This is a genomic window from Nocardia sp. NPDC004722 (assembly GCF_053601505.1).
The window spans coordinates 23772-48714 of the sequence record NZ_JBSGBY010000002.1 but is presented as its reverse complement, the minus strand read 5'-3'; the positions used below and the strand labels follow the sequence as shown (position 1 = coordinate 48714).

The following is a 24943-nucleotide window of genomic DNA, read 5'->3' as shown; positions in this document are numbered from 1 at the left end:
GTGACCATGGCCAACCGGAAACGCCCCGTCAACCGCGTCACCCCGCGCCGCCCGGCCGCCGCTCGCGGCACCGCGTCGCGCACCACCGCGGCGGACGTGCAGAACGCTCCGACAGTGAAGAACGCCCGGTCCACCACCGAGCGTTCGAACCGATCCGCGGCACGTTCCACCCCGCCGCGCGGCTCGGGCCTGACCAAACTCCCTGCCTCGCAACAGTATTCCAAGCCGACCCGACAGGGCGGATTTTGGCGTAACTGGGGTGTCGCCACGGTCTGCGGCGCGCTCTCGGTGTTGCTGCTCGCTTTCGCGGTCACCGGTGCGGTGCATCACTGGGTGAGCAAGCCGAAGTCGGACTCCGGCAATCTCGCCTACGTCGACAACGGCGCCACCGACGAGGTGAAGGCCGCGGGCGATCACGCCCTGGCCACCCTCTACGGCTACAAGGCCGCCGACATCGACAAGTGGAAGACCTCGGTCAACTCGGTGCTCACCGACAAGATGCAGAAGGACTTCGCCAAGTACGTCGACACCACGGTCGACACCATCAAGCAGACCCAGACCGACACCGAGGTCAAGACCGACCCGATCGGCGTGACCCTGCTCACCGGCGACCGCGCGGAACTGCTGGTCAACCTGAACATTTCGGCCATCAAGGACGGCAAGCCCGAACCCTTGGCCTCGGGCCCGATCGTGCTGCGCATGCAGAAGGTCGGCGGCCACTGGCTGGCCTCGGATATCACCGATAAGTAGGGCGCGCAGCAGGCCGCTCACCGGTGTCTTTCCGGTATCGCGCCACGTCGCCGGGTGATCTTGTAGTGGGACAGGCGATCTCGCGATTTGTCAACTCGGGCCGCCACTTGACGACTTTCGCCCGAGCCGTCACGCTATTCACAACAGCGGCGGCTGTCACAGGGGACAGAACGCCGGCGAGGGCCTTGCGAACGCAGCCAGCGGACTCTGCGGCCCAGCCGGAAATCCATGTGGAGACCGTCACTCGGAAGTGCCGATATCGGGCGCGGGTCGCCCCGATATCGACACAGACACACCGGGGCGAAGTTGCCGCCCACGGATCGCCACGGGTGGTACTTTGACACCCCCGTAGGTTTGGGTGTAGTTTTGGACGTTGCGCTGGCTGCCTCCTGTCCATACCTCGATCGCATCACGAAAGTTCCACCCTTCCGGTGTTACTTCCGCTGTTTGCTGTTCGAGTTTCGTTCGGGTGCTACCAGCGGAATTCGTAGCAGACAAGCGACGGTCGCGGACCACCACGCGACGCGCGTGAGGTGCTGGAAGGACGCATCTTGGCAGTCTCCACCCAGACCAAGGCCGGTATCCCCGGAGCCCCGAAGCGGGTGTCTTTCGCGAAGATTCGCGAACCCCTGGAGGTTCCCGGACTTCTCGATCTACAAACCGAATCGTTCGCCTGGCTGGTCGGTTCAGCAGACTGGCGTGAGCGTGCCACCGCGCGCGGCGACGTCACGAACCCCGTCGGGGGCCTCGAGGAGGTGCTCGAGGAGCTGTCGCCGATCGAGGACTTCTCCGGCTCCATGTCACTGTCCTTCTCCGACCCGCGCTTCGAAGAGGTCAAGGCCTCCATCGAAGAGTGCAAGGACAAGGACATGACCTACGCGGCACCGCTCTTCGTGACCGCGGAGTTCATCAACAACAACACCGGTGAGATCAAGTCTCAGACGGTCTTCATGGGTGACTTCCCGATGATGACCGACAAGGGCACGTTCATCATCAACGGCACCGAGCGCGTCGTCGTGTCGCAGCTGGTCCGTTCGCCGGGTGTGTACTTCGACGACTCCATCGACAAGTCGACCGAGAAGACGCTGCACTCCGTGCGTGTCATCCCCTCGCGTGGCGCGTGGCTGGAGTTCGACGTCGACAAGCGCGACACCGTCGGTGTGCGTATCGACCGCAAGCGTCGCCAGCCGGTCACCGTGCTGCTCAAGGCGCTGGGTCTGACCACCGAGGAGATCACCGAGCGTTTCGGTTTCTCCGAGATCATGATGTCCACCCTCGAGAAGGACTCCACCCCGGGTCAGGACGAGGCGCTGCTCGACATCTACCGCAAGCTGCGTCCGGGCGAGCCGCCGACCAAGGAGTCCGCGCAGACCCTGCTGGAGAACCTGTTCTTCAAGGAGAAGCGCTACGACCTGGCGCGCGTCGGTCGCTACAAGATCAACAAGAAGCTGGGCCTGAACCTGGACCAGCCGGTCACCGGCTCGACGCTGACCAAGGAAGACATCGTCGCGACGATCGAGTACCTGGTCCGTCTGCACCAGGGCGATCGCATGATGACCGCCCCCGGCGGCTCCGAGGTCCCGGTCGACGTCGATGACATCGACCACTTCGGCAACCGTCGTCTGCGGACGGTTGGCGAGCTGATCCAGAACCAGATCCGCGTGGGCCTCTCGCGTATGGAGCGCGTCGTGCGTGAGCGCATGACCACTCAGGACGTCGAGGCCATCACCCCGCAGACCCTGATCAACATCCGTCCCGTCGTGGCGGCGATCAAGGAGTTCTTCGGCACCTCGCAGCTGTCGCAGTTCATGGACCAGAACAACCCGCTCTCGGGTCTGACCCACAAGCGTCGTCTCTCGGCGCTGGGCCCGGGTGGTCTGTCCCGTGAGCGCGCCGGCCTGGAAGTCCGTGACGTCCACCCGTCGCACTACGGCCGCATGTGCCCGATCGAGACCCCGGAAGGCCCGAACATCGGCCTGATCGGTTCGCTCTCGGTCTACGCCCGGGTGAACCCGTTCGGTTTCATCGAGACCCCGTACCGCAAGGTCGTCGACGGCCGCGTCACCGATGAGGTCAAGTACCTCACCGCCGACGAGGAAGACCGCCACATCCGCGCCCAGGCGAACTCGCCGGTGGACGCGGACGGCCGCTTCCTCGAGGAGCGCGTCCTCGCCCGCCACGGCAACGAGGAGATGGAATACGTCCCGGCCCGTGACATCGACTACATGGATGTCTCGCCGCGACAGATGGTTTCCGTCGCGACCGCGATGATTCCGTTCCTCGAGCACGACGACGCCAACCGTGCCCTCATGGGCGCGAACATGCAGCGTCAGGCCGTGCCGCTGATCCGTTCCGAGTCGCCGCTGGTCGGCACCGGTATGGAGCTGCGTGCCGCGGTCGACGCCGGCGACGTGGTCGTGAACGCCAAGGCCGGTGTGGTGGAAGAGGTTTCGGCCGACTTCATCACCGTCATGCACGACGACGGCACCCGCCGCAGCTACCGCCTGCGCAAGTTCGAGCGCTCCAACCAGGGCACCTGCGCCAACCAGCGTCCGATCGTGGACGAGGGCATGCGCGTGGAGGCCGGGCACGTGCTCGCCGACGGTCCTTGCACCGAGAACGGTGAGATGGCCCTGGGCAAGAACCTGCTCGTGGCGATCATGCCGTGGGAAGGCCACAACTACGAGGACGCGATCATCCTGTCGCAGCGCCTCGTGGAGGACGATGTGCTCACCTCGATCCACATCGAGGAGCACGAGATCGACGCTCGCGACACCAAGCTCGGTGCCGAGGAGATCACCCGGGACATCCCGAACGTCTCCGACGAGGTCCTCGCGGACCTGGACGAGCGCGGCATCGTGCGCATCGGCGCGGAGGTCCGTGACGGCGACATCCTGGTCGGCAAGGTCACCCCGAAGGGCGAGACCGAGCTGACTCCCGAAGAGCGCCTGCTGCGCGCCATCTTCGGTGAGAAGGCGCGCGAGGTTCGCGACACCTCCCTCAAGGTGCCGCATGGTGAGTCCGGCAAGGTCATCGGCGTGCGCGTCTTCTCGCGTGACGACGACGACGATCTGCCCCCGGGTGTCAATGAGCTGGTGCGCGTTTACGTCGCGCAGAAGCGCAAGATCCAGGACGGCGACAAGCTCGCCGGTCGCCACGGCAACAAGGGCGTCATCGGCAAGATCCTTCCGCAGGAAGACATGCCGTTCCTCCCGGACGGCACCCCGGTCGACATCATCCTGAACACCCACGGTGTGCCGCGTCGTATGAACATCGGTCAGGTGCTGGAAACCCATCTGGGTTACATCGCCAAGACCGGCTGGCAGGTCGAGGGCACTCCGGACTGGGCGAAGAACCTGCCCGAGGAGATGATCGGACAGCCCGCCGACACGAACATCGCCACCCCGGTGTTCGACGGTGCGCGCGAGGAGGAGCTGACCGGTCTGCTGGCTTCGACGCTGCCGAACCGCGACGGCGAGAAGATGATCGACGACAACGGCAAGGCGGTGCTGCTCGACGGCCGCTCCGGCGAGCCGTTCCCGTACCCGGTCTCGGTCGGCTACATGTACATCCTGAAGCTGCACCACCTGGTCGACGACAAGATCCACGCGCGTTCGACCGGTCCGTACTCGATGATCACGCAGCAGCCGCTGGGTGGTAAGGCGCAGTTCGGTGGTCAGCGCTTCGGTGAGATGGAGTGCTGGGCCATGCAGGCCTACGGCGCCGCCTACACCCTGCAGGAACTCCTCACCATCAAGTCGGACGACGTGGTCGGCCGCGTGAAGGTGTACGAGGCCATCGTCAAGGGCGAGAACATTCCGGAGCCGGGTATCCCGGAGTCGTTCAAGGTTCTGCTCAAGGAGCTCCAGTCGCTGTGCCTGAACGTGGAGGTGCTGTCCTCGGACGGCGCGGCCATCGAGATGCGCGACGGCGACGACGAGGACCTGGAGCGCGCCGCGGCGAACCTGGGTATCAACCTGTCCCGCAACGAGGCTGCGACGGTCGACGACCTGGCGCAGTGAGCGATCGGTCGCGGAGCGCTGTGAAAAGCGCTCCGCGGCAACGGATTTAGCGAACTTTTGCTCAAACTCAACCCGAACAGGGGAAAGGAAGTTACGTGCTAGACGTCAACTTCTTCGATGAACTCCGGATCGGCCTGGCGACCGCCGAAGACATTCGCAACTGGTCGTTTGGCGAGGTCAAGAAGCCGGAGACCATCAACTACCGCACGTTGAAGCCGGAGAAGGACGGCCTCTTCTGCGAGAAGATCTTCGGTCCCACCCGGGACTGGGAGTGCTACTGCGGCAAGTACAAGCGCGTCCGCTTCAAGGGCATCATCTGTGAGCGCTGTGGCGTCGAGGTGACTCGCGCCAAGGTGCGTCGTGAGCGCATGGGCCACATCGAGCTGGCCGCTCCGGTCACGCACATCTGGTACTTCAAGGGTGTCCCGTCGCGTCTGGGCTACCTGCTCGACCTGGCGCCGAAGGATCTCGAGAAGATCATCTACTTCGCCGCCTACGTCATCACCGCTGTGGATGACGAGCTCCGCCACAACGAGCTGTCCACGCTCGAGGCGGAGATGGAGGTCGAGAAGAAGACCGTCGCCGATCAGCGTGACGCCGACCTGGAGGCCCGCGCCCAGAAGCTCGAGGCCGACCTGGCCGAGCTCGAGGCCGAGGGTGCCAAGTCCGACGTCCGCCGCAAGGTCAAGGACGGCGGCGAGCGCGAGATGCGTCAGCTGCGTGACCGCGCCCAGCGTGAGCTGGACCGGCTCGACGAGATCTGGACCACCTTCACCAAGCTGGCCAAGAAGCAGCTGATCATCGACGAGGTGATCTACCGCGAGCTGCAGGACCGCTACGGCGAATACTTCACCGGCGCAATGGGTGCCGAGGCGATCCAGAAGCTCATGGAGACCTTCGACATCGACGCCGAGGCCGAGAACCTGCGCGAGACCATTCGTACGGGCAAGGGCCAGAAGAAGCTTCGCGCGCTGAAGCGTCTGAAGGTCGTCGCCGCGTTCCAGACCAACGGCAACTCGCCGATGGGCATGGTCCTCGACGCCGTGCCGGTGATCCCGCCGGAGCTGCGTCCGATGGTGCAGCTGGACGGTGGCCGCTTCGCGACCTCCGACCTCAACGACCTGTACCGCCGCGTCATCAACCGCAACAACCGTTTGAAGCGACTGATCGATCTGGGTGCGCCCGAGATCATCGTGAACAACGAGAAGCGCATGCTTCAGGAGTCGGTGGACGCGCTGTTCGACAACGGCCGTCGTGGCCGTCCGGTCACCGGTCCGGGTAACCGCCCGCTAAAGTCCCTGAGCGATCTGCTCAAGGGCAAGCAGGGTCGTTTCCGTCAGAACCTGCTCGGCAAGCGTGTCGACTACTCCGGCCGTTCGGTCATCGTGGTCGGCCCGCAGCTGAAGCTGCACCAGTGTGGTCTGCCCAAGCTGATGGCGCTCGAGCTGTTCAAGCCGTTCGTCATGAAGCGTCTGGTCGACCTGAACCACGCGCAGAACATCAAGTCCGCCAAGCGGATGGTCGAGCGTCAGCGTCCCCAGGTGTGGGATGTCCTCGAAGAGGTCATCTCCGAGCACCCGGTGCTGCTGAACCGTGCGCCCACCCTGCACCGCCTGGGTATCCAGGCCTTCGAGCCGCTGCTGGTCGAAGGCAAGGCCATCCAGCTGCACCCGCTCGTGTGTGAGGCGTTCAACGCCGACTTCGACGGTGACCAGATGGCCGTGCACCTGCCGCTGTCGGCGGAGGCGCAGGCCGAGGCCCGCATCCTGATGCTGTCCTCGAACAACATCCTGTCGCCGGCGTCGGGTCGTCCGCTCGCCATGCCGCGTCTGGACATGGTGACCGGTCTGTACTACCTGACCCGCCTCGAAGAGGGCGCGAAGGGCGAGTACCGGGCCGCCACCAAGGACGAGGCCGAGTTCGGCGTCTACTCCTCGCCCGCCGAGGCGCAGATGGCCGTCGACCGCGGTGAGCTGACCGTGCGGACGCTCATCAAGATCCGTCTGACCGAGCAGCGTCCCCCGCGGGACGTCGAGGCCGAGCTGTTCCCGAACGGCTGGCAGCGTGGCGACGCGTGGATCACCAAGACCACGCTGGGCCGCGTCATCTTCAACGATCTGCTCCCGGCGGACTACGCGTTCATCGACGAGCCGATGCCGAAGAAGCGTCAGGCGGCGATCATCAACGATCTCGCCGAGCGCTACCCGATGATCGTCGTCGCGCAGACCGTCGACAAGCTGAAGGACTCCGGCTTCTACTGGGCCACGCGTTCGGGTGTCACCGTCTCCATGTCGGACGTTCTCGTTCCGACCGAGAAGGCCGAGATCATGGCGCGCTACGACGCCCAGGCCGACCAGATCGAGAAGAAGTACCAGCGTGGTGCTCTGGACCACCAGGAACGCAACAACGCCCTGGTCAAGATCTGGCAGGAAGCGACCGAAGAGGTCGGTAAGGCGCTGCGCGCGCACTACCCGGCCGACAACCCGATCATCACGATCGTCGACTCGGGCGCCACGGGTAACTTCACCCAGACTCGTACCCTCGCGGGCATGAAGGGTCTGGTGACCAACCCGAAGGGTGAGTTCATCCCGCAGCCGATCAAGTCCTCCTTCCGTGAGGGCCTGACGGTTCTGGAGTACTTCATCAACACCCACGGTGCGCGAAAGGGTCTGGCCGACACCGCGCTTCGTACCGCCGACTCGGGTTACCTGACCCGTCGTCTGGTGGACGTGTCGCAGGACGTCATCGTGCGCGAGACCGACTGTGGCACCGAGCGCGGCATCGTGGTGCCGATCGCGGAGAAGCAGGCCGACGGCTCGCTCATCCGGGACGCCCACGTGGAGACCAGCACCTACGCTCGTACGCTGGCCACCGACGCGGTGGACGCCAAGGGCAATGTCGTCGTCGAGAAGGGCCACGACCTGGGCGATCCCGCCCTGGAGGCGCTGCTCGAGGCCGGCATCACCGAGGTGAAGGTCCGCTCCGTGCTGACCTGCACCACCGGCACCGGCGTGTGCGCCACCTGCTACGGCCGCTCGATGGCGACCGGCAAGCTGGTGGACATCGGTGAGGCCGTCGGTATCGTCGCCGCCCAGTCCATCGGTGAGCCCGGTACCCAGCTGACCATGCGTACCTTCCACCAGGGTGGTGTCGCGGGTGACGACATCACGGGTGGTCTGCCCCGAGTTCAGGAGCTCTTCGAGGCTCGTGTGCCCAAGGGCAAGGCCCCCATCGCCGAGGTGTCGGGTCGCGTGCGGCTCGAGGACGACGACCGCTTCTACAAGATCACGATCATCCCGGACGACGGGTCGGACGAGGTCCTGTACGACAAGCTGTCGAAGCGTCAGCGGCTGCGGGTGTTCAAGCACGAGGACGGTTCCGAGCGTCTGCTCGCCGACGGCGATCACGTGGAAGTCGGCCAGCAGCTGCTGGAGGGCTCCGCGGATCCGCACGAGGTGCTGCGCGTGATGGGCCCCCGTCAGGTGCAGATCCACCTGGTCCACGAGGTCCAGGAGGTCTACCGCTCGCAGGGTGTGTCGATCCACGACAAGCACATCGAGGTCATCGTGCGCCAGATGCTGCGTCGCGTGACGATCATCGATTCGGGTGCGACCGAGTTCCTGCCCGGCTCCCTGGTGGAGCGCGCCGAGTTCGAGAACTCGAACCGTCGCGTGGTCTCCGAGGGTGCCGAGCCGGCCTCCGGCCGTCCGGTCCTGATGGGTATCACCAAGGCGTCGCTCGCGACCGATTCGTGGCTGTCGGCGGCCTCCTTCCAGGAGACCACCCGCGTGCTCACGGACGCCGCGATCAACTGCCGCTCCGACAAGCTGATCGGCCTGAAGGAGAACGTGATCATCGGTAAGCTGATCCCCGCCGGTACCGGTATCAACCGCTACCGCAACATCCAGGTTCAGCCCACCGAGGAGGCCCGCCAGGCCGCGTACGCTGTCCCGTCCTACGACGACAGCTACTACAGCCCGGACGGCTTCGGCACCTCCACCGGTGCCGCGGTCCCGCTGGACGACTACGGCTTCAGCGACTACCGCTAAGCAGTAGCCAGGCAATAGATTTCGGCCCCCGCTCCGACTCGGAGCGGGGGCCGTTCTCTGTTCGGGGCCGGTTTGTCGTTCCGGGCCGGTTGGCCGGGGGCGGGTCTAAGCTGGTTGCGAGAGTTTTGCCAGTCCCCGGCCGGAGGAGTCGGCATGTCTGCTCGTGGTGGTGTGGTCGCGGCCCTGCTGTGCGGGGCGGCGTTATCGGCGAGTGTGCCGCTGGCACAGGCCGATCCGAGTCCGGGCTGCGCGCACGGCGGCCTGTTGACCGGCGTCATGACGCCCGGCACCGGTAGCGCGGGCCAGAGCATCCGCCGTGAGGCGGACGTCTGGGGATGCTCCGGCCCGCTGCTGCCCGGCATCACGGCGGGACATTTCAGCGCCGAATTGCCTTGGAACGCACTCGATTCACCGTCGCTGGGCCAATTCGCCTGGTCCGACGGCAGTGTCAGTCGCGTGATCGGTCAGCCCAATGGCCTGTGGACGGTTGTGGATGGTCCGGCCACCGGACACACACTGCGCTTCGGTCTCACCCAGGAAGTGAATGTCTGGTGGTACCACTGGGCCAACACGCTCCCGATCGAATCGGTGAGCTTCCTCGATTGATCAGTTGTTCGAGGGCAGCGGGATCGGCAGGGTGGACAGCGCCGCGAAGGCGGGGCGGAAGGCGTCGCCGGTGCCGGGGGCCAGGGAGTTGAGGTAGTCGGTGGTGGCGTCGGAGGCTTCCTGGCCGCCGTCCACCGCGAGACCGACCACACCGCCGATGACGCCGCCGACCACGGCGAGCAGTGGGGCGGTGATGAAGTCGACGACGAACAGGCCGAGCGGGAAGCCCGCGATGAAGCCGATGGTCGCGCCGATGGCCGCGCCGGTGGCCACGGCGGGCATGTGTGCCTGGACCACGTCGAAGAGCCGTTGCTGAGCGTCGACATCGTGCAGCGGGGTAGTGGATTCCCCGACCGGGGTGAGGGTCAGGCGGTGGTTGTCCTGGTCGATGACCGGGGTGAATTCGGCTGTCTTACCGGCGATGTCGTACTTCAGCGGGATGCTGGAGACCAGCACGCCGTTGTCGTCGGTGACGATGACGGCCTCGCCGTCCCAGGTGGCGAGGAAATGCCCGGCTTGCAGGGTGCTGACGGCGGAGCGCTGGTCGGTGGAGAGTGCCACGTCGTAGCCGATGTTGTGGTCGGTGCCCTTGATCTGGAGGGCGGGCGCGGGGGCCGGGTCCGCGGCGGCGGTGCCCGCGTAGACGGTGCCGGTCACCGTGGTGGCGGTCAGGCAGAGCAGGGCGGGCGCAAGGTATTTGGTGACACGCATGGTGGCTTCTCTCGGTCGCGGACGAGTTCCCCCGGCATTTGCGACAAACTACCGTTATCAACTCGAGATGTGAAGACTTATGGCGCAGACAGGTCTTCGTCGGGCTCCCCGAGTCGCACCACGACCACTCCGATGAGAATCAATGCGCCGCCGAGCAATTGAATCGGTGCGGGCGTCTGGCCCAAGAGCGCCCAGGAGAACAGGATGGCGGCCAGCACTTCACCGAGCGCCGCGAAGGACGCGAGCCGGGAGCCGAGCAGTCGCGTCGCGGTGATCCCGGTGACGTAGGCGATGGCGGCTGTGACCACGCCGAGCGCGGCCAACGGCACCCACCAGTCGACGGTGAAGCCTTGGAACGCGACCGCATTCGTGGTGGCGTGCAACGGCACGATGCCGATCAGCCCGGCCGCCAGGATGCCGAGCCCGCCGACCAGCAATCCACCGGTGGCCAGCACGGTGCCGGGCACCGCGTCCCCGGCGTGCGCCGACAGGATGAAATACGCTGCCGCGCCGACCATCGCGCCCATCGCCCAGGCGATGCCGACCCAGCTGGTGTGCGCCCCGTCGCGCAGGTTCAGCACCAGGATCAGTCCGGCGATGCCGATGATCGCGCCGAGAATCGTTGCGCGCCCCGGCTTCTGGCTGTGCCGCAACCACAGCCACACGATGACCGCGATGGGCGCGGTGTATTCGATGAGCAATGCCACGCCGACTGCCATGTGCGCGACCGCGTTGAAGTAGGCGAGCTGCGCCGAGGCGACCGCGAGCAGACCGTAGCCGAGCAGCAGTCCGGCATTGCGGCGCAGCAGGTTCCAGTCGCCGTGCAGCTGCACCAGGGCGACCGGCAGCAGGACGGCCGCGCCGAGCAGCACGCGCACGATGACGACCGCGGCCGGACTCCAGCCCGCGTCCATGAGCCCGCGGGCCAGCGGCCCCGAGAGTCCGAAGGACGACGCCGACAGGGCGGCGGTGAGCAGGCCCGTGCGCAGCCGATGCGGAGCCACCACCGTGTCATGAGTCAAAGTCGCCATGACTAATGACGCTAAGGGGCGGGTGTGTAATATGTCAACGTGCTTTTCGCTGATGACACGGTGGCATCCATGGTCGCGGCGGTCGAGCTGGTGAACTCGGCCGAGGAACCGGACACCCTCACCGAGATCACCCAGCTCGACGCCTTTTTCGAACGGCATCGCTATACCGGCACGCACACCCGCACGGCCGCGGAGCTCGCCGCCGTTCGTGCCCAGCGCGCGCCCCTGCGTCGCCTGCTCACCGCCGATCGCGATACCGCCGTCGAGCTGGTGAACGGCATCCTGGCGAAGCATCGCGCCGTCCCGCAGTTGGTCCGGCACGACGCGCTGGACTACCACATTCACGCCGTCGCGCCCGACGCCCCGCTGGAGGTGCGGATCGCGGTCGAGACCGCCATGGCCATGATCGATCTGATTCGCGCCGACGAGTTGTCGCGCCTGGCGATCTGCGCCGACGAATCCTGCGAGGGCATCGTGCTGGATATGTCCCGTAACCGCTCGCGCCGCTATTGCTCGGTGGCGTGCACCAATCGCAATGCGGTGGCGGCATATCGGGCGCGCAAAGCCGTGGGTTGATCCCGTCGGCTGCGGGTGAATAGCTCCGGGTGCGCGGGAGCGGGTTCGGGGATAGGGTTGCTGCGCCGCCCTGGCGGGCCGGTGGATAGTGCTAGCGTGCCCGTACGCTGTACGAGTTCAATCGGGGTTTTCCAGGTAATGACGATGAGAACACAACTGCCGCTCCGGCCTTACGATGTCGTATTGATCGGCGGCGGCATCATGAGTGCGACGCTGGCGATGCTGATCAAGCATCTGGAGCCCAGTTGGACCATCGCTGTCTATGAGCGTTTGCCCGAGGTCGGGTCGGAAGCCTCGGCGGCCTGGAACAATTCGGGTACCGGCCATGCGGGATTGTGCGAACTCGATTACACCGTCCAGAGTCCGGACGGCTCGATCGATATCGAGCCCGCCGTCGAACTCAACGAGCAGTTCCAGCTGACCCGCCAGTTGCTGGCGTCGCTGGTGACGTCGAAGGTTTTGCGGGACCCGTCGACCTTCATCAATCCTGTGCCGCACATGACGTTGGCACGCGGGCGCGACGAGGTGGATTTCCTGCGCCGCCGCCACGAAACCCTCTCCGCGCATCACCTTTTCGCGAATATGCGATTCAGTGACGATCCGGCGGTGATCGGCGAATGGGCCCCGCTGCTCACGGCGGGGCGCGACACGTCCGAGCCGATCGCCGCGACCCGCGACATCACCGGCAGCGATATCGATTTCGGTGAGCTCACCGGCCAGCTCTTCCATTGGCTGCGCTGGCGTGACGTCGAGATCCATCGCAATTGCGAGGTGCGCGGCATGCGCCGCAACAATGACGGCACCTGGCAGTTGCGGGTGGATTGGCGCACCGACAATGACCGGCTCACGCGGAAGGTGGACGCGCGCTTCGTGTTCGCGGGCGCGGGCGGCTGGGCCTTGAAGGTTTTGCAGAAGGCGGGTGTTCCGGAGGCGCGCGGCTACGGTCTGCTGCCGGTGAGCGGCCGATTCCTGCGCTGCGACAATCCGGAGGTGGTGGCCGAGCACGAGGCCAAGGTGTACGGCCGCGGCCCGGTCGGCGCACCGTCGATTTCCATGCCGCACTTGGATACCCGGGTCGTGAACGGCTCCAAGTCCTTGCTGTTCGGCCCGTTCCCGGGCTCGAATCCCCGTTTCCTGAAACGCGGTTCGCTCTTCGATGCTCCCGCTTCGCTGCGCCCGGACAATGTCGGGCCGCTCATGTCGATGCTGAAGCAGAACCGGGATCTGGTGTGGCTGTTGGCATCCCAGGTGGCCTCGACGCGCAAGAAGAAATTGGCGGCGCTGCGGAATTTCGTGCCGGAGGCCCGGCTCGAGGACTGGACCCTGATCACGGCGGGCCAGCGCGCCCAGATCGTGAAGCCGGATCCCGAACGCGGTGGCGTGCTGGAGTTCGGCACCGAAGTGGTTGCCGCGCACGATGGTTCGATCGCGGCGGTGCTGGGCGCGACGCCCGGCGCCTCGACCGCCCCGGTGATCATGTTGGAGGTGCTGGAGCGCTGCTTCCCGCGCTACGCGGCGCTGTGGGAGCCGCGCCTGCGTGAGCTGATGCCGACGCTGGGCCACAGTCTGGCCAAGGATGCCCGGCTGGCGCGCCAGACCATGGCGAGCACTTCCGAGGCGCTGGGTTTGCAGGGCCGCGTGGTCGGCTGATCCGGGTGGCAGGAAGCTGCCGTCGACAAAGCCCGGTCCGAGCCGGTAGTAAATTGGAACAGGTTTCAATTTCTACGCGTCGGCGGGAGACACGATGGACAGCGCCACCATGGGCGAAATGGTGATGGCGGGCTTCCAGAAGCTCGGCTTCATCCAGTTCACCGGCATCGAGGGCGTGGAATACGCGCCCGGCCGCAATGTGGTGCGGATGGCCGGCAAGCCCGAGCACTACAACCACAATGGCGATGTGCACGCCGCGCTGCTGTTCGGCCTGGCCGAGACCGCTGCCATGGGCGCGTCCATCTCCGGCATCACCGATCTGCTCGGCGACACCTTCATCGTCGCCCGCGACGGCCGCATCGAATACCTGGCGCGCGCCAAGGGCGAGCTGGGCCCGTTCAGCGCCACCGCCGAGCTGACGCCGGAGACGATCGAGCGGACCCGCGCGAATATCGCGTCCCGCACGGAGATCGAGCTGGAGGTGCCGGTGACGATCGCCGATGTCACCGGCAAGCCCGTGGCCACCGCGGCGTTCACCGCGGTGATCCGTCCGCGTCGGACGTAGCGGCCCAGCGCTGAGAAATCAGCGCTCGCTGTCGAGCATGGCCATCTGCGCCGGGGCGTAGCGGCCGCCCGCGACCTGGTCGGCGGGCACGGCCGCCTCGATGGTGGCCAGCTCGTCGTCGGAGAGCTGAATGTCGGCCGCCGCAACGGCTTCCGCCCAGCGCTCCGGCTTGCGCGCCCCGATCAGCGGCACGATGTCGGTGCCCCGCGACAGCGCCCAGGCGATCGCCAGCTGCGCCACGGTCACGTCGTGATCGGCCGCGATCTTGGCGAGCGCGTCGACCAGGCGCAGGTTGGCGGTGAGGTTCTCGCCCTGGAAGCGCGGGCTGTGCGCCCGGAAGTCGCTGGGTGCGAACTGCTGTCCCGGCTTCATCGAATCGCTGAGCAGGCCGCGCGAGAGCACCCCGTAGGCGGTGATGCCGATGCCGAGTTCGCGTGCGGTGGGCAGGATTTCGGCCTCGATACCGCGTGAGAGCAGTGAGTACTCGATCTGCAGGTCCACGATCGGGTGGACGGCGGCAGCCCGGCGCAGCGTCTCCGCGCCCACCTCCGAGAGCCCGATGTGGCGGATGTACCCGGCCTGCACCATGTCCGCGAGCCCGCCGATGGTCTCCTCGATCGGCACGTTCGGATCCAGCCGCGCGGGCCGGTAGATGTCGATGTAGTCGACGCCGAGCCGCTGCAGCGAGTAGGCGAGGAAGTTCTTGGTGGCGGCGGGCCTGGTGTCGACGCCGCCGAAGCTGTTGTCGGGTCCGCGCAGCGCCCCGTACTTCACGCTGAGCAGGTAGTCCTCGCGCTTGCGGTCGGCGAGCGCCTGCCGCAGGAGCAGTTCGTTGTGCCCCATGCCGTAGAAGTCGCCGGTGTCGATGAGGTTCGCGCCGGAGTCGAGGGCGGCGTGCACGGTGGCGATCGAGGTGGCCTCGTCGGCCGTGCCGTACATGCCGGACATCCCCATGGCCCCGAGGGCGAGGCGGGAGACGGCGGGCCCGGTCTGGCCGAGCTGAACGGTGCTGAGTGTCTGCGTCATGCCGATAACACTGCCCGGATCCAGGGATGCGCGGGAGAGGACCGTTCATCCAGGGATCGCCGATCCCTGGCTACGACCTGTGGACGGATGTGGATATCGAGGCGTCCCCGTTGCCTGGGATCGCCGGTACCTGGATAGCGGGACCGGGACAGGGGAGAGTGGGGGAATGGATCGAGACGAGCTGGCAGACTTCCTGCGCCGCCGCCGTGAACAGCTGCAACCCGGGACCGTCGGGTTGCAGCCGGGCGCGCGGCGACGCACTCCGGGACTGCGCCGCGATGAGGTCGCGATGCTCGCGGGGATGTCGACGGATTACTACACCCGGCTCGAGCAGGCCCGCGGGCCGCGGCCGTCGGTGCAGGTGCTGGCCTCGCTGGCGCGGGCACTGCGGCTTACCGAGTCCGAGCGGGACCATCTCTACTATCTGTGCGGGCATCAGGCTCCGGCGCGCGGCGGGGATCCGCACGTGGGTCCCGGCATTCTGCACGTGCTCTCCAAACTGGACGACACCCCGGCCGTGGTCATCTCGGATCTGGGCGAGGTACTGGTGCAGAACCGCATGCACACACTGCTGTCCGGGGACTATTCGCAGCGGCGCGGCCTGGATCGCTGCATCCCGTGGCGCTGGTTCACCGAACCCGATTCGCGGCGCATCTTCCCGGAGGACGACTGGGATGCCTTGAGCCACAAGCATGTCGCCGATCTGCGTGCGACCTCTGCGCGCCGGGCCGGTGACGCCGACGTCGCCGAGCTGGTGGCCCGGCTGCGGGCCGCCAGCCCGGAGTTCGAGCGGCTGTGGCTCGAACACGAGGTGGGCCGCGGGCGCGGGCACACCAAACGCATGATTCACCCGGAAGTCGGTGTGCTGGACCTGATCTGCGAACCGCTGCTCACGCCCAGCGCCACCCGTCACGTCCTGATCTACTACCCCGCGCCGAATACCGATACGCAGGAGAAGCTGGATCTGTTGCGGGTCATCGGAACTCAATCCATGACCAGACACTGACCGACGTACTACCGGCTATTCGTGCGGAACTCCGCACCGGCGCTTGCGCGGCTTCAAGTGCAAGCCGGGCAGCGGCGGCGCCGGAATACGCTGTTCCGGCGTGTGCCCCGCGATATCGGCGAACCGGCCGACATCGTGCTTCTCCCAATCATCGCGGGCCTGCTCGATCTCCTCGTGACTGCGCGCCACGAAGTTCCACCACATGACCAGATCCTCGCCGAACGGTTCACCGCCGAGCAGCAGCAGATGCGCACCCGCGGTGTCGTGCAAGCGAATCGACTCGCGATCACTGCCCAGATAGAACAGGCTGCCCGGCTCGACCGGGGTGCCGTCGACGGTGACGGCCCCTTCGATGACCAGGATCGCGTGCTCGAATTCCGGATTCAACGGCAGCGCGGTGTCCGCCCCGGCCGCGACCCGCAGATCCGCGCCGACGATCGGGGTGTACGCGGTCGCCGGTGAGGTGACCCCGCCCAGTGTCCCGATCAGCACGATTCCGTCGACCGACGGAATCGTGAACTCCGGCAGCGCCGTGTGCTGCTCGAAATGCGGTGCGATATTCCGGGATTCGTCCGGCAGCGCCACCCACAACTGCAATCCGTTCCCCGAGATGTGCCCCGGCACCCGGTATTCCGAGTGCGCGATGCCATGCCCCGAGGTCATGATGTTGAGCTGTCCGGGCGCGATCTCCACATCCGAGCCGACACTGTCGCGGTGCCGGATGCGCCCGTCCAAAGGCCATGTCACCGTTTGCAATCCGATGTGCGGATGCGGCTCGATGTCATGGCCGTCGGGGTTGATCTCCGAGCCCGGGTGGAAGTGGTCCAGGAAGCACCACGCGCCGACGGTCGGCAGGTCGCGTTGCGGGAGCGTCCGGAAGACCGTCACCCCGCGGACGCCGCCGAGCGGCACCTCCCGGGCCGGAAAGAATTCCGTGCGCGGGCCGGGTCGTCCGGAGGGTTCGCACAGTGCGGCCTCCGGCCGGGGTTCCAGATCACTCATTCCCGCTCCTCCCTGATCACCTCTTGATGCCCTTGCCGACGACGTACTCGTCGTATTCCGGGTGTTTATCCAACCAGCTCTTGATGAACGGGCAGCGCGGCACGATGACGCGACCGCGAGCGATCACATCCTTGATCGCCTCCTGGGCGAGCAGATTCGCCAGGCCCTTTCCGCTGAATTCCTGGTCCACCTCGGTGTGAATGAATGTGGTGTCGTTGTCGTCGCGCTCGCGGTACTCGCTGAACCCGGCGAGCGAATTCCCGTACCACACCTCGTACCGGTGTTGCGCGTCGTTGCGAACGACTGCGGCCGCCACGGCCTGTTCGCTCATTGTTCAGTTCTCCTTCCGCACCCGCACCGGATGTTTGCTCATAATCGACACGCGATTGAACGCGCCGATAGTGGTGGCAGCCCAGATGAGGACAGACATCTGGTCATCCGACAATTGTTGCCGCGCAGCAGCATACTCACGCTGCATGCTGTCTTCATCCGGCAACGAAGTCACTGTTTCCGCCACCCGCAGCGCCGCCTGTTCGATATCGGTGAACAGGTAGGGCGCGCGCCGCCAGGCCGGCAATACATCCAGTTGTTGCTGGGTGACGCCGGCGGCGCGGGCGTAGCGGGTGTGCAGGTCCAGGCAGAAGGGGCAGCCGGTGAGCTGGGAGACGCGGACGTTCACCAGTTCCATGACGGCGCGGTCGAGCCCGGCGGCCGTGGCGGCGTCCCGGACCGTGACCGCGACGCTCTCGAAGGCGCGGAAGGCCTCGGGCGTTTGCTTGTCGATCCAAATCCGGTCGTGAGTTACAGACTGCATAGTGGCTGCATCGTAAGCCGAGAACGCGAACCATGCCTTCCGGTCTGAAAATTGGCGTTTCAGTCCGCGAAGAACTCCAGTACAGCCGCGTACCAGAGCTCGGGCTGCTCGATCATCACGACGTGTCCGCCCGGCAGTTCCCGGTAGACCGCACCCGGAATGCCCGCCGCCTGCTCCCGGGCATTGGCGGGGTCGGCCAGCAGATCGCCGGTCATGCCGAGGACCAGTGTCGGCACCGCCACCCGCGCCAGATCGTCGCGCACATCGGCCGACTCCACCAAGGCGGCCTGCGCCGCGGTGCCGCCGGGGATGTTCGCCGCGGTCTGCGCGAGAATCTCGGAGAGCTGTTCCGCCGGAATGGCATTCACGAACTCCTTGCTGAATCCGGCCAGCATGACGAAGCGTGCGAACGCGTCCCGGTCACCGGCGGCCAGGGCCCGCTGCCACAGTTCGACATTCATCCGCCCGCGGTTGTCGATGCGTGCGAAGCCGCCGGTGAGCACCAGGCCGCGCACCCGCTCCGGGTGACGGATCGCGGCGCGGATGGCGACCGTGGTGCCGAGCGAGAACGCCACGATGCTGAACGTCTCCGCCCCGTTCGCGACCGCCTCGGCCACGAGGGCGTCGGCGAGAGTGTCGAGGGTGAGCGGAGTGTCGTCGTCGGGGAAGTCGGAACCGATCACCAGATGATCCTTGGCGAGCAGCGGAATCAGCCCGCCGAAGTTGGCGTCGATGCCGCCGCCCCCGCCGTGCGCGAGCACGATCGCGGGGCCGGAGCCGGAAACCTGGGTACGGAGCGAAATGTTCGTCATGGCGGCGACGTTAGGGATTCACATGGATGTGAAGGTCAACGCGATGTGCGGGAGGTCACAGTGCTGATCGGTGAATTGTCGCGACCACCGGCGTCGCGCCACGACTGCTGCGCTACTACGAGGAGCAGGGACTGCTTGTCCCGCACCGCGATTCGAACGGCTACCGCAGCTACCCGGCCGCCGCCGTGAGCCGGGTCGCCCGCATCCGCGAACTCCTCGCGGCGGGCCTGCCGACGCGCGAGATCCGCGAACTCCTGCCCTGCGCCACCGATTCCGGCTTCCAGCACTGCGAGCACTCGCGGCAGGTGGTGAGCGACGGGCTCGACCGGCTCGACGATCAGATCGCCGAACTCGCCCGGCAGCGCGAGCTGCTGGCCCGGCAGCGGGACGCGGTGCTGTCGGCTCCCTTCGACCCGGATCCCGATGCTGACCGTTCGCCCTCCGATGCCGGTCGATTGCCCAGGAATATCCGTCCGGTTACTGCCGTTCAGCATTGATCGGAATGGTCCCTGGCTTTCAGGAGCATTGATGAGCAGCACCTTCGTCGGCGCGAGCGTACGCACCAGCGTGCGGATTCCGCTGACCTTCGCCGACGGGTATTCGACCACCGCGCAGGCGGTCACCTTCGACGGGCTGACCGACGGGCGTGAGCATCTCGCGCTGCTTTTGGGCGGACACAGCCTCGGCGATCCGGATCTCGAGTCCGGCGCCACGCCGCTGGTGCGGCTGCACTCCGAATGCCTGACCGGCGACGTGTTCGGCTCCGCCCGCTGCGACTGCGGCCCCCAGCTGCGCGAGGCCGTGGAACGCATCACCGACGCAGGCGGCATCCTGCTGTACCTGCGCCAGGAGGGCCGCGATATAGGCCTCTACAACAAGCTCGACGCCTACGCGCTGCAGGACGCCGGTCGCGACACCTACCAGGCCAATACCGAACTCGGCTTCGACGAGGACGCCCGCGACTACACCGCGGCCGCCCAGATGCTGTCCGCGCTCGGCGTCCGCGACATCGACCTGCTCACCAACAATCCCGACAAGGTACGGCAGTTGACGGAACTCGGTGTGGCCGTACGGGACACGGTGCCGACCGGCGTGCACGCCAACCCCGCCAACCTGCGCTACCTGCGCGCCAAGGCCGACCACACCGGGCACACGATTCGCCTGGTCGGCTGAACCGCACACGAACGGGCCCGCTCCGGATGAACCGGTAGCGGGCCCGAGCGGTGTTGTGTCAGCGGACTATTCGCGTCCGGCCGCGGTGAAGCTCATATCCGCGTAGCGATCTCCGGCCACCTGACCGGCGATGGCATCCAGCGCCGCGAGTTCCAGGTCGGTGAGTTTCACCGTGGCGGCCGCGACGTTCTCGGCCACCCGAATCCGGCTGCGGGTACCGGGAATCGGCACCACCGACAGGCCGTGCACCCGCTCCTGCGCGTGCACCCAGGCAAGCGCCACCTGTGCCGGGGTCAGCTCGCGGGCCGCGGCGATGGCGTGCAGCGGGGCCAGCAATTCCTCATTGGCCTTGGCGTTCTCGCCGTTGAAGCGCGGCATGCTGCGGCGGATATCGTCCGCGCCGGTCGTGGGCGCGGCCCCGGTCAGGAACCCCCGGCCCAGCGGCGAGTACGGCACCACGGTCACGCCGAGTTCGGCGGCGGCGGGCACCGCGGTGCGCTCCACGTCCCGCGAGAACAGCGACCACTCCGACTGCAACGCCGCGATCGGATGCACCGCGTGCCCGGCGCGCAGCTCCGCGCCGGTCACCTCGGACAGCCCGAGCTGCCGGACCTTGCCCGCCGCGACGAGTTCCGCCATGGCGCCGACCGTTTCCTCGATCGGCACGCCCGCCTGCTTGCGGTGCATGTAGTACAGGTCGATGACGTCGATGCCGAGCCGCTGCAGGCTGGCGTCCACCGCGTGGCGGATGTACTCCGGCGAGTTGTCCATGCCCCGGTAGGCGGGGTCCTCCTCCTTGCGGACGATGCCGAATTTCGTTGCCAGCACCACGTTCTCGCGGTGCGCGCGCACGAACTCGCCGACGAACTCCTCATTGTGGCCGGAGCCGTAGACGTCGGCGGTGTCGAAGAGCGTCACGCCCAGTTCCAGCGCCCGCTCCAGCGTCGCCCGGGCCTCGGCCGCGTCGGTCGGGCCGTAGAACTCGCTGATGCCCATGGCCCCGTATCCCTGCGCGCCGACCCGGATGGTGCCGAGGGCGGTGGTGGGCAGGGCCGTTGTGTTGGTCATCGATCAATCCCCTTCACTGGCGGTGCAATTCGAGAGGAGGCTGGGCTCACAGACGGGCCCGCCCCCGTAGAGCGCGATCTTGCGGTCGAGAACGACCAGGGTGGACTGCAATTCCTCGATCTGGGCGAGCACGTGGGCGCGGGTGCTGCGGAACATGTCGAGCCGCTCCGGGTAGGTGTGCTCCCCGGCCCGGACCAGTTCCGCGTACTTGACCATGTCGGCCACCGACATGCCGGTGCTGCGCAGCTTTCCGATGAACGCCAGCCAGGTCAGATCCCGGTCGCTGAAGCGCCGCTGACCGCTGTGGTCGCGGCCCACGTAGTCCATCAGTCCGATGCGCTCGTACCAGCGCAGCGTGTCCCGGGTCAGGCCGCTACGGTCGGACGCCTCGCCGATCGAGTACCGCGGCCGGTCGAGCTCGGAGGTCGTGGTCGTGGCCACGGGCGCTGCGCTCATCGGTCTCACCCTTCTCTTACCGGTCCACCCACGACGCTAGTGGGTTGGAGTGCACTCCAAGCAAGGCTAATGCGCGTGAAGATCGAATGACCGTGCGCGGAGTTTCGATGAGTCGAGCCACTTGCCGATCGCGCGCCTACGCTGGGGTCATGCCTGGAAAAGACATGGATCGGATCAGGGCGCGCTCGGCCCTGGAAACGGCCAAGGAACAACCGGTGATCACGGCCATCGCCGCGCTGCCCGTGGTGGCGGTGCTGGGTGTGGTGTGGTGGCTGCTGGGTTTCTGGCCCGCGCTGCTGCTCCTGCTGGTCTTCGGCGGAGTCGTGGTGTGGAAGGGCAAGCTACTCGGCTGATTCGACCGAATCGGCCCGTCGAATTCCTCAGCGCGGCACGTGGAAGCGCACCAGCTCACCCGTGCCCGGGTCGGCCGCTGCCCAGGGCCGGTCGAATTCGATGACCGCCAGCGCGGAGGTGGGGAATTTGACGCTCAGCTCCTCGGCCGCGCTCGAATCCCGATTGGCCGCCAGTTCCCATGCCGTCCAAGGCATTCCGGGTGAGTGCCCGATGAGCAGCAGTGTCTCCACGTCGGCATCGGTGAGCTGCACCAATTCGATCAACGCGTGCGGTGACGCCTCGTAGATCGCCTTCTCGTACGACACCGGCGCGGTGATCCCGGTGGCAGCCAAGGTCTCCCGGGTCCGGGTCGAACTGGAACAGAGCACGGCGTCGATGGCCGGTTGCGTGGCGCGCAGCCAGTCGCCCGCCAGCGCGGCTTCCCGCTGCCCGCGCGGGGCCAGTGGCCGTTCATGGTCCGCCACGCCGTCGGGATATCCGGATTTGCCGTGCCGCATCAAGATGAGAGTCCGCACCATAGGTATTACGGTAGGTGTCCTCGAGTGGCAGCCCGAGACCGGTCTCACAGCGGTGCACGCCAGTGCCGAGGCGAGACGGTGCTCACACTCGAGGCACACTGAAGGTGGCGACACATCGCCGTGCCGACACCCGATGGAATGCCGCCTATATTAGAACGTGTTCTACCGACTCTGCTCGAGCCCGAGCCCGAGTAGCACCACGCGACAGTTTCGAGGATCTGCGAGATATGGCCTATGTGATCACGCAGCGTTGTTGCAACGACGCCAGCTGCGTACCCGAGTGCCCGGTCGATTGCATTCGTCCCACGCCTGAGCAACGCGAGTTCGCCACGACCGAGCAGCTCTACATCGACCCGGACACCTGCATCGACTGCGGCGCGTGCGTCGACGCCTGCCCGGTCGACGCGATCTTCTCCGAGGACGACCTGCTCAACTCGCTGGCCCGGTTCAAGGACATCAACGCGGCGTACTTCGTGCGGCATCCGCTGGAGTCCAACTTCGAGCCGCTGGTCGCACCCTCGCGCGCGCCCAAGGATCTGGGCACGCTGCGGGTGGCCGTCATCGGCGCGGGTCCCGCCGCCTGCTACGCCGCCGAGGAGCTACTGCGCCGCGCCGATGTCGAGGTGGAGCTGTTCGACCGGCTGCCCACGCCCTACGGCCTGGTGCGCGCCGGTGTGGCCCCCGACCACCCGGGCACCAAGTCGGTGGCGAGCCTGTTCGAGTCGGCGTTCCGGCGCGAGGCGCTGCAGTACCGGCTGAATGTGGAAGTCGGCAAGCACATCTCGCACGAGGAGCTGCTGAGCCACCACCACGCGGTCATCTACGCCGTCGGCGCGGCCACCGACCGCCGCCTCGGCGTCCCGGGCGAGGACCTGCCCGGCAGCCACTCCGCCACCGAGTTCGTGGCCTGGTACAACGGCCACCCGGACTTCGCGGACCGCGAGTTCGACCTCTCCGGCGAGCGTGCCGTCATCGTCGGCAACGGCAATGTCGCCCTCGATGTCGCCCGCGTGCTCACCGTGAACCCGGACGAGCTGGCCAAGACCGATATCGCCGACCACGCCCTGGATGCGCTGCGCCGCAGCAACATCAAGGAGGTCGTGGTGCTGGGCCGCCGCGGTCCGCTGCAGGCCGCCTACACCTCGTCGGAATTCCTGGCGCTGGGCCACCTGAAGGGCGTCGACATCATCGTCGACCCCGAGGACCTGGTGCTGGACCCGGCCTCGCAGGCGGAACTGGACGATCCCGAGGTCGAGCCCTCGCTGAAGCTCAAGTACACCCTCGCCGAGGAATACGCGGCCGGTAAGCGCAACCCGGACCACAAGCGCATCGTGTTCCGCTACCTGGTCTCGCCCACCGCCGTCACCGGTACGGACAAGGTCGAGGGCATCGAGTTCGTGCACAACGAGCTGGTGCAGGAGAACGGCCGCACCGTGGCCCGCGCCTCCGACCGCACCGATTCGCTGTCGGCGTCGCTGGTGCTGCGGTCCATCGGCTACAAGGGTCAGCCGGTCGCGGATGTCCCGTTCGACGAGTCGAAGGGTGTCATCCCCAACGACAAGGGCCGGGTCCTGGCCGACGGCAACCCCGTTGCGGGCGTGTACGTCTCCGGCTGGATCAAGCGAGGTCCGCGCGGCGTGATCGGCTCCAACCGGGTCGATTCGCAGGAGACCGTCGACCAGCTGATCGCGGACTTCACCGCTGGCAAGCTGGCCGCCCCGCAGGGCAACCGGGCCGCCCTGGAAGCGCTGCTGTCCGAGCGTCAGCCCGATCAGATCGGGCGGGACGGCTGGAAGGCCATCGACGCGGCGGAGAAGACCGCGGGCAAGGCCGGAGGCCGCCCCCGCGTGAAGTTCACCAAGATCGAGGACCTGCTCAAGGCCGCCAAAGGATAGACCCTGAAACGATGCGGCCCCATTCGAATTCGAGTGGGGCCGCATCGCGTTCACTGCCTCGGTCTACTGCGCGCCGAGGTTGATCAGCAGCCCGTCCTTGGCACACATGGACGGGTAGGCGGGGTCCGGCTGGGCGTTGCAGGACCAGCCGTTGATCGTGGCCACATCGGTGGTGCTGATCGTCTGCGCGTACTGGCTCGCCACATTGATGGCCTCCGTGCACCCGACCGTGCCCGCCGGGGTGGCGACCGCGATCACGGTCCGGGTGCCGCCGCCCGCGTCGGTCACGGTGCCGCAGTTGACATTGCCCGCGGGCGCGACCGAGGTGGTGGTCGGCGGGGGAGTGGTGGTCGGGGGTGCGGGCGGGTTCGGGGCGGCCGCGCCGCGCAGGCCGATGATGAAGCCGTCCTTGAAGCAGATGTGCGGGACGGCGGTATCGGGCTGGGGTTCACAGGTCCAGCCGTCGACCTGAACGGCATCGCCGGAGCGGGTGGCGTTCACGTAATCGCTGGCGACGGTGATGGCCTCGGTGCAGCCGGGGATCCCCGCCTGATTGGCGTAGGCGATCACGTCGGCGTTCTTGCCATTTGCTCCGGTTACCGGCCCGCAATTGACATCGGCGGGGGCGACGGTGGTCGGCACCGGCGGCCGGGTCGGGTTGGGCGGCAACGGTTTCGGATTGGGCGCGGGGGTCGTCGACGTGCCGCCCGGTGTGGTGCTGCTGCTCGCCGCAACCGTGGTCGACGTGGTGGTCTTGGCGGAATCCTTGGAATGGCTGCACGCCGTGAGGCCGACGGTCAGCGCCGGTAGGGCCGCGAGGAGGACGAGACGAGTGAATCGCATGGCGGAAGTCTCGCAG

The 24943-nt window shown here is 66.9% G+C and carries 23 protein-coding genes; 12 read left to right on the top strand and 11 right to left on the bottom strand.

The genetic code is table 11. From position 1 onward, the window contains the following. Nucleotides 1-6: 6 nt before the first annotated feature. The 4 genes from ACWELQ_RS01035 (at nucleotide 7) to ACWELQ_RS01020 (ending at nucleotide 9427) form a co-directional block, all read left to right on the top strand. Nucleotides 7-750, top strand: a complete 744-nt coding sequence (locus tag ACWELQ_RS01035; protein ID WP_452394974.1) for a hypothetical protein — start codon at nucleotides 7-9, stop codon at nucleotides 748-750. Nucleotides 751-1283: 533 nt separating this feature from the next. Continuing rightward, nucleotides 1284-4772, top strand: coding sequence for a DNA-directed RNA polymerase subunit beta (rpoB, locus tag ACWELQ_RS01030; protein ID WP_452394973.1), 3489 nt, complete (start codon nucleotides 1284-1286; stop codon nucleotides 4770-4772). A 95-nt stretch (nucleotides 4773-4867) separates the two neighbouring features. Next, nucleotides 4868-8821, top strand: coding sequence for a DNA-directed RNA polymerase subunit beta' (locus ACWELQ_RS01025; RefSeq protein WP_452394972.1), 3954 nt, complete (start codon nucleotides 4868-4870; stop codon nucleotides 8819-8821). Between the two features lie 153 nt (nucleotides 8822-8974). Continuing rightward, entirely contained in the window at nucleotides 8975-9427 is a 453-nt protein-coding gene (locus ACWELQ_RS01020) for a hypothetical protein (RefSeq protein WP_452394971.1), read from the top strand. Here the strand turns inward: ACWELQ_RS01020 and ACWELQ_RS01015 are convergent, their stop codons facing one another. Both ACWELQ_RS01015 and ACWELQ_RS01010 read right to left on the bottom strand, forming a co-directional pair. Next, entirely contained in the window at nucleotides 9428-10138 is a 711-nt protein-coding gene (locus ACWELQ_RS01015) for a hypothetical protein (RefSeq protein WP_452394970.1), read from the bottom strand. It abuts the gene before it with no gap. A gap of 77 nt (nucleotides 10139-10215) precedes the next feature. After that, nucleotides 10216-11169, bottom strand: a complete 954-nt coding sequence (locus ACWELQ_RS01010) for an EamA family transporter (RefSeq protein WP_452394969.1) — start codon at nucleotides 11167-11169, stop codon at nucleotides 10216-10218. A gap of 39 nt (nucleotides 11170-11208) precedes the next feature. Here ACWELQ_RS01010 and ACWELQ_RS01005 point away from each other — a divergent pair, with 39 nt between their 5' ends. The 3 genes from ACWELQ_RS01005 (at nucleotide 11209) to ACWELQ_RS00995 (ending at nucleotide 13960) form a co-directional block, all read left to right on the top strand. Beyond that, nucleotides 11209-11745, top strand: coding sequence for a CGNR zinc finger domain-containing protein (locus tag ACWELQ_RS01005; RefSeq protein ID WP_452394968.1), 537 nt, complete (start codon nucleotides 11209-11211; stop codon nucleotides 11743-11745). A 144-nt stretch (nucleotides 11746-11889) separates the two neighbouring features. Then, nucleotides 11890-13395 (top strand): malate dehydrogenase (quinone), encoded by a 1506-nt coding sequence (gene mqo / locus ACWELQ_RS01000; protein ID WP_452394967.1) that lies wholly within the window; start codon nucleotides 11890-11892, stop codon nucleotides 13393-13395. Nucleotides 13396-13489: 94 nt separating this feature from the next. After that, nucleotides 13490-13960, top strand: a complete 471-nt coding sequence (locus ACWELQ_RS00995; RefSeq protein WP_452394966.1) for a PaaI family thioesterase — start codon at nucleotides 13490-13492, stop codon at nucleotides 13958-13960. Nucleotides 13961-13978: 18 nt separating this feature from the next. Here the strand turns inward: ACWELQ_RS00995 and ACWELQ_RS00990 are convergent, their stop codons facing one another. After that, a complete protein-coding gene (locus tag ACWELQ_RS00990) occupies nucleotides 13979-14986 on the bottom strand; it encodes an aldo/keto reductase (protein WP_452394965.1) in 1008 nt (335 codons plus the stop codon). Nucleotides 14987-15152: 166 nt separating this feature from the next. Here ACWELQ_RS00990 and ACWELQ_RS00985 point away from each other — a divergent pair, with 166 nt between their 5' ends. Then, a complete protein-coding gene (locus ACWELQ_RS00985; protein WP_452394964.1) occupies nucleotides 15153-15992 on the top strand; it encodes a helix-turn-helix transcriptional regulator in 840 nt (279 codons plus the stop codon). A gap of 15 nt (nucleotides 15993-16007) precedes the next feature. Here the strand turns inward: ACWELQ_RS00985 and ACWELQ_RS00980 are convergent, their stop codons facing one another. From ACWELQ_RS00980 to ACWELQ_RS00965, 4 genes are read right to left on the bottom strand one after another with little or no spacing between them, the layout of a single operon-like run. Next, nucleotides 16008-16994, bottom strand: coding sequence for a pirin family protein (locus tag ACWELQ_RS00980; RefSeq protein WP_452394963.1), 987 nt, complete (start codon nucleotides 16992-16994; stop codon nucleotides 16008-16010). A gap of 16 nt (nucleotides 16995-17010) precedes the next feature. Continuing rightward, nucleotides 17011-17325 carry a GNAT family N-acetyltransferase gene (locus ACWELQ_RS00975; protein WP_157393575.1) on the bottom strand — a complete coding sequence of 105 codons (315 nt, stop codon included), beginning with the start codon at nucleotides 17323-17325 and terminating at the stop codon, nucleotides 17011-17013. Nucleotides 17326-17328: 3 nt separating this feature from the next. Then, nucleotides 17329-17808, bottom strand: coding sequence for a carboxymuconolactone decarboxylase family protein (locus ACWELQ_RS00970; protein WP_452394962.1), 480 nt, complete (start codon nucleotides 17806-17808; stop codon nucleotides 17329-17331). A 59-nt stretch (nucleotides 17809-17867) separates the two neighbouring features. Continuing rightward, the gene (locus ACWELQ_RS00965) at nucleotides 17868-18620 is read right to left on the bottom strand and encodes an alpha/beta fold hydrolase (protein WP_452394961.1); all 753 of its coding nucleotides are present in this window, start codon (nucleotides 18618-18620) and stop codon (nucleotides 17868-17870) included. Between the two features lie 74 nt (nucleotides 18621-18694). Between ACWELQ_RS00965 and ACWELQ_RS00960 the strand changes: the two genes are divergently transcribed. Next, nucleotides 18695-19117: a MerR family transcriptional regulator gene (locus tag ACWELQ_RS00960; protein ID WP_452394990.1), complete on the top strand. Its 423-nt coding sequence runs from the start codon at nucleotides 18695-18697 to the stop codon at nucleotides 19115-19117. Nucleotides 19118-19148: 31 nt separating this feature from the next. Then, the gene (locus ACWELQ_RS00955; RefSeq protein ID WP_452394960.1) at nucleotides 19149-19793 is read left to right on the top strand and encodes a GTP cyclohydrolase II; all 645 of its coding nucleotides are present in this window, start codon (nucleotides 19149-19151) and stop codon (nucleotides 19791-19793) included. A gap of 66 nt (nucleotides 19794-19859) precedes the next feature. Here ACWELQ_RS00955 and ACWELQ_RS00950 read toward each other — a convergent pair whose 3' ends face one another. Together ACWELQ_RS00950 and ACWELQ_RS00945 are read right to left on the bottom strand one after the other, a co-directional pair. Then, a complete protein-coding gene (locus tag ACWELQ_RS00950; protein ID WP_452394959.1) occupies nucleotides 19860-20861 on the bottom strand; it encodes an aldo/keto reductase in 1002 nt (333 codons plus the stop codon). Between the two features lie 3 nt (nucleotides 20862-20864). Then, nucleotides 20865-21317 (bottom strand): MerR family transcriptional regulator, encoded by a 453-nt coding sequence (locus tag ACWELQ_RS00945; RefSeq protein WP_452394958.1) that lies wholly within the window; start codon nucleotides 21315-21317, stop codon nucleotides 20865-20867. Nucleotides 21318-21466: 149 nt separating this feature from the next. Here ACWELQ_RS00945 and ACWELQ_RS00940 point away from each other — a divergent pair, with 149 nt between their 5' ends. After that, entirely contained in the window at nucleotides 21467-21670 is a 204-nt protein-coding gene (locus tag ACWELQ_RS00940; RefSeq protein ID WP_452394957.1) for a hypothetical protein, read from the top strand. A 27-nt stretch (nucleotides 21671-21697) separates the two neighbouring features. Here ACWELQ_RS00940 and ACWELQ_RS00935 read toward each other — a convergent pair whose 3' ends face one another. Beyond that, nucleotides 21698-22189 carry a SixA phosphatase family protein gene (locus ACWELQ_RS00935; protein ID WP_452394956.1) on the bottom strand — a complete coding sequence of 164 codons (492 nt, stop codon included), beginning with the start codon at nucleotides 22187-22189 and terminating at the stop codon, nucleotides 21698-21700. Nucleotides 22190-22416: 227 nt separating this feature from the next. On the opposite strand from ACWELQ_RS00935, the gene ACWELQ_RS00930 reads away from it, so the two are divergent. Next, nucleotides 22417-24084 carry an FAD-dependent oxidoreductase gene (locus ACWELQ_RS00930; RefSeq protein ID WP_452394955.1) on the top strand — a complete coding sequence of 556 codons (1668 nt, stop codon included), beginning with the start codon at nucleotides 22417-22419 and terminating at the stop codon, nucleotides 24082-24084. Between the two features lie 63 nt (nucleotides 24085-24147). Here ACWELQ_RS00930 and ACWELQ_RS00925 read toward each other — a convergent pair whose 3' ends face one another. Next, nucleotides 24148-24927, bottom strand: coding sequence for a hypothetical protein (locus ACWELQ_RS00925; protein WP_452394954.1), 780 nt, complete (start codon nucleotides 24925-24927; stop codon nucleotides 24148-24150). Nucleotides 24928-24943: the final 16 nt, after the last annotated feature.